This window comes from Daejeonella sp. (genome assembly GCF_036405355.1).
Lineage (GTDB): Bacteria > Bacteroidota > Bacteroidia > Sphingobacteriales > Sphingobacteriaceae > Daejeonella.
Genome location: NZ_DASWXT010000093.1, coordinates 49,760 through 58,997, shown reverse-complemented (window position 1 = coordinate 58,997; position 9,238 = coordinate 49,760). Strand labels below are relative to the sequence as shown.

Sequence of the window (9,238 nt, the reverse complement as noted above, 5' to 3'; positions counted from 1 at the left end):
CTGGCTGCCCTGGCTGAGATCTATCATCATCAGTTTATCGTACTTTCAGTTGATGAGCAAATTGCCGGCGCTACAGGATGCAGTATTGACAAATCGGTTCATCTGATGAAAGAACTGGAATCTAAATTCAATATCAATCTGTTCGACCGTTTCAGAATGGCGTACAGATTAGGTGAAGAAATCATTAATTGCAGCCGGGAAGAGTTTGAAGAGCGGATCAAAAAGGGCATTGTTGATGGTCACACTTTGGTTTTCAATAACCTGATCAGTCGCCGGAAAGAACTGGAAACCTCATGGAATATTCCATTGGCTGATAGCTGGCATGCTAAGGTGTTTTCTTTTTGAACCAGGAGTCAAGAACCAGAAGGCAAGACATCATGTGCTTCATTTGAAATTTAGCACCCTTTAAGGCAGCAGATAACTGATAACAGATAACCGGAGTCAGAAGCTTAGAGCAGGCCAAGATTCAATCTTTAGAAGGGCAATTTCTTCAAACTCCTCATGTTCCTCAAAATCAATCCCTGCTTATAATAAACAAATCTTGTTGGCCGGGCAGGACTCCATCGCAAAGGATTGGGCAATACTGCAATCAGTAGCGCTGCCTGAGATTTGCTCATGCTGCTTGCAGATTTTCCCCAGTAATTCTGCACAGCGGCCTCTGCACCGTAAATACCATCCCCCATTTCGATCACATTGAGATAAACTTCCAGTATACGTTCTTTGCCCCATAATAATTCAATAAGGACTGTAAAATAAGCTTCAAAGGCTTTACGGATATAAGATCTTCCGGGCCAGAGAAAAACATTTTTAGCTGTCTGCTGACTGATTGTGCTACCTCCCCTGATTTTTTTACCCTTTTTATTTTTCTCAAATGCAGTCTCCATAGCCTTGAAATCAAAGCCTCTGTGATTCATAAAATTAACATCCTCACCGGCAATAGCTGCCCTCTTCAAATTGGTTGAAACATCTTCTATACTTATCCATGATTTATCAATTTTCATGTCTTTACCATCGATTTTGCGCTCAACAGCACGCTGTAGCATCAGGAAAGTTATGGGTGGGTTGATAAACCGGTAGATAAGTACCCATACTAATGAGATAGCAAGGAACCAAAAGATCGCTTTTTGAATTAGCCCGATAATTATCTTTAAAGTATTCAATTTTTAAAATTCAGGAGATTATATTTCTAAATTATCTTTAAAAAAAAATTGCCTTCTGAAAATTCAGAAGGCAATAAAAATATAATTTTTTTCCTGATTTCTTTCCGCAATTAAAACGGAAAAAGAAATTACTCTGCAATAACTTCAAAAGGAACTTTAACTTTAACCTCTTTGTGAAGGTTAAGGTTTGCAGTATACTCACCTACAAATTTAGGCTCAGTATCGAAAGTGATGCGACGACGGTCAACGTCAAAGCCTTCTTTCTTCAAAGCATCTGCAATCTGGATCGTGTTAACAGATCCGAAGATCTTACCACTTTCACCAGCTTTTGCACCAATAGAAAGTTTTATACCTTCTAGTCTGGCAGCAATTGCATCTGCATCCTTTTTAATTTTATCCTGCTTAAAAGCAGCTTGCTTCAGGTTTTCAGCTAATACTTTTTTTGCTGATTCGGTCGCCAGTGTAGCATAACCCTTTGGAATAAGGTAGTTACGTCCAAAACCCGGCTTCACATTCACAACATCATCTTTCTCTCCGAGATTCTTGATGTCTTGTTTTAAAATTAGTTCCATTTCGCTTATCTCCCTCTTATTTTAATGAATCAGTAACATAAGGTAATAAACCGATATGACGCGCACGCTTAACAGCCTGAGCTACTTTACGCTGAAATTTCAATGAAGTTCCGGTCAAACGACGTGGTAAAACCTTACCCTGATCATTGATGAACTTTAACAAAAAGTTTGCGTCTTTGTAATCGATGTATTTAATACCGTTCTTTCTGAAACGGCAATATTTTTTACGGCTCTCGTCAACCTTTGGAGCGGTAACATATTGGATTGTATCTTTTGCCATTATTTCGCTACCTCCTCAGTTTTAGTTTCCTTGTTTTTGTTGAAAGCTCCGCTACGTTTCTTCTCACTGAAAGCAAGTGCGTGCTTATCCAGAGAAACAGTCAGAAAACGCATAATGCGTTCATCGCGTTTGTATTCAACTTCAAGTTTGTTAATAAACTCACCCGGAGCTTTGAATGTAGTTAGGTGATAGTATCCTGTTGTCTTCTTTTGAATCGGATACGCTAGTTTTTTCAAACCCCAATTGTCTTCATGGACAATTTCGGCTCCGTTATCAGTCATAAGCTTATTGAATTTGGTTAATACCTCTTTCACTGCTTCTTCAGATAACAACGGGGTCAGAATGATCACTGTTTCGTACTGTTGCATTGTTGCTATTTGTTTTTTTAATTTATTAAACTCCAAACCCTGTAAATCAGGCTTTAAAGCGGGATGCAAAAATAGACATAATTTTCTATTTATCAAATGGTTTTAAGAGATTGAGGATAGAAATCAGAGAATGTCCCCCACCGGGAGTATTTAGAATTAAAATTTTCTAGGAAAATTTTAATAAAATGGCTTGAGAAAGGCAATAAAATATAAAAGACCTAAGAATTATCTCGTATTACTTCTTATTACGTATGCAATAAACCCAATAGTAAATTTTATAAAATTATTAAATGATTTCATATTAAAATTATGGCTCAAATATCCGACATAACCAAATATTGTGCCATACCCAATAACGGGTATTTTTGTTGCAGGGAGTTGGGAAGGCATAATCCCAAACTACCATTAAATTTACACACTCCTTTTTTATCCTAAAAGAGGTTTAAGCCTGATTTTTTCATGGCCTAAACTGTTAAGAAAAAACTTAATCTAAGTTTGGTTTAACCCATTCCTCTTTCTAATTTAGTCCCGATGGATAATTTCGTAGTATCAGCCAGAAAGTACAGACCAGCAACCTTCCAAACTGTTGTTGGTCAGCAACATATAACTGGCACTCTGAAAAACGCCATTGTAAACAATCAGCTGGCTCAGGCATTTCTTTTCTGCGGGCCGAGGGGAGTTGGTAAAACTACCTGCGCCCGGATTCTTGCCAAAACCATCAATTGCCAGAATTTAACCGCTGATGCCGAAGCCTGCGGGGAATGCAATTCCTGCATTTCTTTTCAGAACGGTAACTCCTTTAATTTCCATGAACTGGACGCTGCTTCCAATAATTCTGTGGAAGATATCCGTAACCTGATTGAACAGGTTCGCATCCCTCCTCAGGCTGGAAAATATAAGGTCTATATCATTGATGAGGTCCATATGTTATCGCAACAGGCTTTTAATGCCTTTTTGAAAACATTAGAGGAACCTCCTCCATATGCGATCTTTATTTTAGCAACTACCGAGAAACATAAAATTCTGCCTACGATCTTATCGCGCTGTCAGATATTCGATTTTAACCGTATCCGGGTTGAAGATATGGCTCAGCATCTCGCAGAGATTGCAGATAAGGAAGGTATTAGCTATGATCAGGATGGTTTACACATGATCGCACAAAAAGCAGATGGCGGATTGCGGGATGCCTTGTCCATGTTTGATCAGATCGTCAGTTTTTCAAATAAGAATGTTAATTATAAAGCTGTTATTGATAATCTGAACATTCTGGATTATGATTATTACTTCAAATTAACAGATGCTATTCTTGCAGAGGATGTGGCAGGTTCACTGCTTATTTTCGATGAAATTTTAAGCCATGGATTTGACGGGAATCATTTCATCACCGGCCTGGCTTCTCATTTCAGAAATTTATTGGTTACCAGGGATAGCTCTACCTTAAAATTGCTTGAGGTGAGTGAAGGGATCAGGCAGAAATATCAGGCACAGTCGCAAATTGCACCTGTTTCCTTCTTAATTTCTTCCCTGAATATCAGTAATCAATGCGATCTGAATTACAAGACCAGCAAGAATCAGCGATTGCAGGTCGAACTGGCATTGATAAAACTATGCCATATCCCATCGGTCATCAACCTTTCAGCTGCAGGAATGCCCTCCATACCGGAAGGGGAAATAAAAAAAAAACTTAATCCCCAGCTAAAACCTGAAATTTCTGCCAATCCGGAATACCCTTTACCAGAAAAGGAAACTATCCAATCGATACAGACTCTTGAAGAACCTGTAAAAATCACAGCAACTGAAATTCTTGCCCAAGCGCCTCAAAAAGATAATCCTAAGCCCGAAACTGAGGTAAAAAAGCCTATTGTCAGTATGCCGAAGCCTTCACTGAGTGCAAACAGTGTATTAATTCCAAATCTGAATGATCTTGAAGCGAATTACAACAAAAAGCAGGAGGAAAGACCTGAATACCTTAGCGGCGACAGCAAAATGGATTTTAATGCAGATTCACTGCTCCGATTCTGGAATACCTATGCTGCTAAGATGAAGAATGAAGGTAAGATCAATATCTTCACGATCATGACTTCCTACCCTCCCCGTCTCCTGCCCGATTATGTTATCGAACTGGACATTGAGAACAAACTTCAGGAAGATCTTTTGCAGGCTGAAAAAGTTGATCTGCTGAATTTCCTTAGAACAGAGCTTAAGAACTTCAGTATAGACCTCCAAACAAAACTATTGGAGCAAACTCAGAAAAAACGTTTGTACACTTCCAACGAAAAATACCAGCATATGCTTGAAAAGAACCCAAATCTGGAGGAGTTCAGAAAGCGATTCAACCTCGATCTGGATTTTTGATCCTGCTTAACAGGATTTTCCTGATTACCAATTATATAATCATCCTTAATAAATCTATTCTATCTATATTTTTACGTTCGTATGAAGCCTGAATTGAGGCCAATTTCAGGCAGATTAGTATTCTTTAGCCTCTATTTCCTTCTGAAGATAGAATTTAGCCGAATTTTCCTCATTATCAGATTTTCAGGTGTATTCAAAATTCCTATCTTTGTCGAAATTCCAAAAACCTCATTATTAAGTATATGTCAGTACAAAAAATTAAAGTTGCAAATCCGGTAGTAGAATTAGACGGTGATGAAATGACCAGAATTATCTGGAAGTTTATTAAAGATAAACTGATTACCCCATACCTGGAACTGGATATTAAATATTACGATCTTGGGATGGAATACCGGGACGAAACTAACGATCAGGTAACCATCGACGCAGCAAATGCGATCAAACAATATGGTGTTGGTATCAAATGTGCAACCATCACCCCTGATGAGGCACGTGTTACCGAATTTAAGTTAAAGCAAATGTGGAAATCGCCAAATGGTACGATCAGAAATATTCTTGATGGTACTGTTTTTCGTGAGCCAATTGTGATGAGCAATGTTCCGCGTCTGGTGCCAAACTGGACCGCTCCAATCTGTATCGGTCGTCATGCATTTGGTGACCAGTATCGTGCAACTGATTTTGTTACTAAAGGAAAAGGTAAATTAACCATCACTTTCAGTCCTGAAGATGGTGGTGAAACACAATCATTTGAGGTTTATAACTTCAAAGGTGATGGTGTAGCTCTGGCAATGTACAACACCGACGAAAGTATCTATGGTTTTGCGCGTGCCTGCTTTAACCAGGCATTATCAAAAGGATGGCCTCTATACCTTTCTACAAAGAATACTATTTTAAAGAAATATGATGGCCGCTTCAAAGATATTTTTGAAGAAGTTTATCAGAATGAGTTTAAAGCAGCTTTCGATAAAGCAGGTATTGTTTATGAGCATCGTCTGATCGATGACATGGTTGCTTCTGCATTGAAGTGGAACGGTAACTTTGTATGGGCTTGTAAAAACTACGATGGCGATGTTCAGTCAGACACTGTTGCACAAGGTTTCGGTTCATTAGGTTTAATGACCTCAGTATTGATCACACCGGATGGTTCTACAATGGAAGCTGAAGCAGCTCACGGAACAGTGACTCGTCACTACCGTGACCATCAGGCTGGAAAACCAACATCAACCAATCCGATTGCATCAATCTTCGCATGGACCAGAGGTCTTGAATTCCGCGGCAAACTGGATAATAACCAGGCATTAATCGATTTTTGCCATGCTTTAGAGCAGGTTTGTATCGAGACCGTAGAAAGTGGAAAAATGACCAAGGATCTTGCTGTTTGTATCCACGGAAACAAAGTTAGTCATGGAGATCATTACCTGTACACTGAAGAATTCCTGGATGCCATTGACCAGAATCTGAAAGCAAAACTCGCTTAATTCCAATTTGAATTATATTGATAGCCGCCATTGAATTATGGCGGCTATTTTTTTTGCACTGAAATCCAGCTTCAATCTTAAATGAGTTCGATATAATTAGGTATCAGCGCTAAGCATTTGAGAAGAATTGGGCCATGAAATTTTACTATCTCCACTCTAAATTTCAATTTCTACTCTATTTCCTATTCCCCATTTCCTATTTCCTATTTCCTATTCCCCATTTCCTATTCCCTATTTCCCATTTCCCATTTCATATCGAAATCTCGCTATTTTAAGTATTCCTGATTATTAGTAAATTGCAGCATGAATACTTCAAACCGAATTTGGCTGATCACGGGTGTTTCCGGCGGACTGGGAAGAGCATTGGCAAAAGAAGCAGCCATGCAGGGAGAGACCGTTTATGGTACTCTCAGAAAACCTGAACAGGTATCTGCATTCAATGAATTGGTACCGGGTAAAACTTTCGGTCTTAAGTTAGATGTTAATCACCACAATGAGATAAAAACTATTATTGAACAGATCATTGCTAAATCAGGGCGACTGGATGTTCTGGTAAATAATGCCGGATATGGCTTATTGGGTGCTATTGAAGAACTGAGTATGGACGAAGCCAGAATGCAGATGGAAACAAATTTCTTTGCTGTGCTGGCAATGACTCAGGCAGTATTACCTATTATGAGAAAGCAAAGGTCAGGTCATATACTCCAAATTTCTTCGATGTCGGGTTTACGGGCTAATTCGGGAACAGGATTATACAATGCCAGCAAATTTGCGTTGGAAGGCATGAGTGAAGCTTTGGCTTTAGAGCTTCAACCATTGCATATTCATTTAACTCTGGTAGAACCCGGACCATTCCGAACCGACTGGGCTGGCGCATCCTCTGTCATAGCCAGGAATAAGATTGACGACTATGAGATCAGTTCAGGAGCCAGACTCCGGCAACTTCAAAGTATCAGCGGAAAGCAACCAGGTGATCCTGCAAAAGCAGCCAAAGCGATACTGCTTGCTGTTAATTCAGAACATCCTCCTCTTCGCTTAATACTGGGCAAAGTAGCTCTTGATGCTGTTCGTGATAAGTTCAGAACTGTGGAAGAGGAATTCTCGAAATGGGAGGCTGTAAGTTTAAATACCTCATTTGAGGATTGAATCTGAGCCAGAAGAGGTTAATATTTATTGTACATAGCGGTCAGGTACAGAGGTATTAGTCAGCTATAGCTTGATACCTATTCCCTACCCGATAGCTATAGGATTCCTATTCCCTATACCAAATTTACCTTCAATCCTAAAAATCCTCAAATCGCTCCCAAAATCCATCCTTTGGTAAGGGAGCAAAGATATTGACTGGTTCCTGCTTTACAGGATGCATGAACTGCAATCTTCTGGCATGAAGGCAAATACTCTTTTTTAGACTGCCACGGGGGTAGCCATATTTATTATCCCCAACAATAGGGCAATTCATTGTTGAAAGTTGCACACGAATCTGATGGGGTCGACCTGTTATCGGATCTACCTCTATCAGATAATAACCCCCGAGCTCTCCTATTAATTTGTAATGAAGTTCTGCCCTCTGACTACCGGAAACCTCCTTATCATAGGCCTTGGTTACATTTTTCTGAGGATTTTTGATCAGCCAATGCACAAGGGCACCCTGTTCAATAGCCGGACGGTTTCTTACCACCGCCCAATAGGTTTTGTGCATATCCCTGCTCTTGAACATCTTATTGATGCGATCAAGGGCCTTACTTGTTTTGGCAAATAGAATTACTCCGCTTACAGGCCGGTCGAGGCGATGCACTACACCCAAAAATGCCCCGTTAGGTTTATTATACTTTTGGGCGATATATCTTTTAACTTTCTCATCCAGAGACTCATCACCTGTATCATCAACCTGCACGATATCACCGGCACGCTTGTTTACTGCAATCAGATGATTGTCTTCAAATAAAATATCCTTATCGGTAATATCTGCAGCAAGGACAGGAAATTTAGCCTTCTTATATTCGGGAGCAGCCATGAAGAGGTATTAATTAATATTGTTCCTTTTCATTCGGGAAGTCGCCTTTTTTCACATCCTTTACATAGGATTGCACAGCACCATTAATCTGATCAAACAGGTTGAGGTATTGCCTCAGAAAGCGGGGCTTAAACCCTTTGGTTAATCCAATCATATCATTAATTACCAAAACCTGTCCATCGCAATAAGGGCCAGCCCCAATCCCTATGGTTGGAATTTTAACTGAATCTGTTACTTCTTTAGCCAGCTTTGCAGGTATCTTTTCGAGCACAACAGAAAAACAGCCTGCATCCTGCAAAACCATTATATCCTGTTTTAGTTTTTCGGCTTCGGCTTCTTCTTTGGCTCTGACTGTATAGGTGCCGAATTTATAGATCGACTGGGGAGTTAAACCCAAATGTCCCATTACCGGAATTCCTGCTGTAATGATTCGCTCAATTGATTCACGTATCTCAAGTCCGCCCTCAAGTTTTACAGCATGAGCTCCTGATTCTTTCATGATCCTGATTGCCGAATTCAGGGCTTCTTTTGAGTTTCCCTGATATGAACCAAATGGAAGGTCAACCACAACAAGGGCACGTTTCACAGCCCTGACCACAGACTGGGCATGATAGATCATCTGATCCAGCGTAATTGGCAGCGTAGTTTCGTGTCCGGCCATTACATTTGAAGCTGAATCACCAACAAGGATGACATCGATCCCACCTTCATCAACAATTGTAGCCATTGAATAATCGTAAGAAGTCAGCATGGCGATTTTTTCGCCCTTTTGCTTCATTTCCTGGATCGTATTTGTCGTGATCCGCTTTACCTCTTTGTGTACAGACATGTAGCAGGAGTTTATTTTGGCTCAAAGTTAGGATTAAAAGAAACAATACTTCCATAATATTCTATATCCGGAAATGAAAAACAATATAAATTTTCATGCTAAATCCCTTTTACTTTTAGTATTTATTCACTAATTTTGTCCCCCGTGATAAATGAAGTAAAAAACTTCAGTGTTCAAGCCTC

Annotated in this window: 10 protein-coding genes; 4 read left to right on the top strand and 6 right to left on the bottom strand. The window is 39.7% G+C overall.

Translation table 11 applies throughout. From position 1 onward, the window contains the following. The coding region (locus tag VGE44_RS11710) for an ABC transporter ATPase (protein WP_331079217.1) at window positions 1-345 on the top strand (345 nt) is incomplete at its 5' end. Between the two features lie 128 nt (window positions 346-473). On the opposite strand, the gene mtgA is transcribed toward VGE44_RS11710, so the two are convergent. The 4 genes from mtgA to rpsF all read right to left on the bottom strand — a co-directional run bounded on the left by mtgA (window position 474) and on the right by rpsF (window position 2,380). Further along, window positions 474-1,160, bottom strand: a complete 687-nt coding sequence (gene mtgA / locus VGE44_RS11705) for a monofunctional biosynthetic peptidoglycan transglycosylase (RefSeq protein WP_331079214.1) — start codon at window positions 1,158-1,160, stop codon at window positions 474-476. Window positions 1,161-1,288: 128 nt separating this feature from the next. Continuing rightward, window positions 1,289-1,732 carry a 50S ribosomal protein L9 gene (gene rplI, locus VGE44_RS11700; RefSeq protein WP_331079212.1) on the bottom strand — a complete coding sequence of 148 codons (444 nt, stop codon included), beginning with the start codon at window positions 1,730-1,732 and terminating at the stop codon, window positions 1,289-1,291. Between the two features lie 16 nt (window positions 1,733-1,748). Further along, window positions 1,749-2,012 (bottom strand): 30S ribosomal protein S18, encoded by a 264-nt coding sequence (gene rpsR, locus VGE44_RS11695; RefSeq protein WP_305363252.1) that lies wholly within the window; start codon window positions 2,010-2,012, stop codon window positions 1,749-1,751. After that, the gene (gene rpsF / locus VGE44_RS11690; protein WP_305363253.1) at window positions 2,012-2,380 is read right to left on the bottom strand and encodes a 30S ribosomal protein S6; all 369 of its coding nucleotides are present in this window, start codon (window positions 2,378-2,380) and stop codon (window positions 2,012-2,014) included. Before rpsF ends, rpsR begins: the two co-directional genes overlap by 1 nt. Window positions 2,381-2,911: 531 nt before the next feature. Between rpsF and VGE44_RS11685 the strand changes: the two genes are divergently transcribed. The 3 genes from VGE44_RS11685 to VGE44_RS11675 all read left to right on the top strand — a co-directional run bounded on the left by VGE44_RS11685 (window position 2,912) and on the right by VGE44_RS11675 (window position 7,359). Next, entirely contained in the window at window positions 2,912-4,735 is a 1,824-nt protein-coding gene (locus VGE44_RS11685; protein ID WP_331079208.1) for a DNA polymerase III subunit gamma/tau, read from the top strand. A gap of 242 nt (window positions 4,736-4,977) precedes the next feature. Then, window positions 4,978-6,213, top strand: a complete 1,236-nt coding sequence (locus tag VGE44_RS11680) for an isocitrate dehydrogenase (NADP(+)) (protein ID WP_305363255.1) — start codon at window positions 4,978-4,980, stop codon at window positions 6,211-6,213. A 303-nt stretch (window positions 6,214-6,516) separates the two neighbouring features. Further along, window positions 6,517-7,359: an oxidoreductase gene (locus tag VGE44_RS11675; RefSeq protein ID WP_331079205.1), complete on the top strand. Its 843-nt coding sequence runs from the start codon at window positions 6,517-6,519 to the stop codon at window positions 7,357-7,359. Window positions 7,360-7,495: 136 nt separating this feature from the next. On the opposite strand, the gene VGE44_RS11670 is transcribed toward VGE44_RS11675, so the two are convergent. Both VGE44_RS11670 and panB read right to left on the bottom strand, forming a co-directional pair. After that, window positions 7,496-8,227 carry an RluA family pseudouridine synthase gene (locus VGE44_RS11670; RefSeq protein WP_331079203.1) on the bottom strand — a complete coding sequence of 244 codons (732 nt, stop codon included), beginning with the start codon at window positions 8,225-8,227 and terminating at the stop codon, window positions 7,496-7,498. 13 nt (window positions 8,228-8,240) lie between these two features. Then, window positions 8,241-9,056 carry a 3-methyl-2-oxobutanoate hydroxymethyltransferase gene (gene panB, locus VGE44_RS11665; protein ID WP_331079200.1) on the bottom strand — a complete coding sequence of 272 codons (816 nt, stop codon included), beginning with the start codon at window positions 9,054-9,056 and terminating at the stop codon, window positions 8,241-8,243. Between the last annotated feature and the right edge of the window lie 182 nt (window positions 9,057-9,238).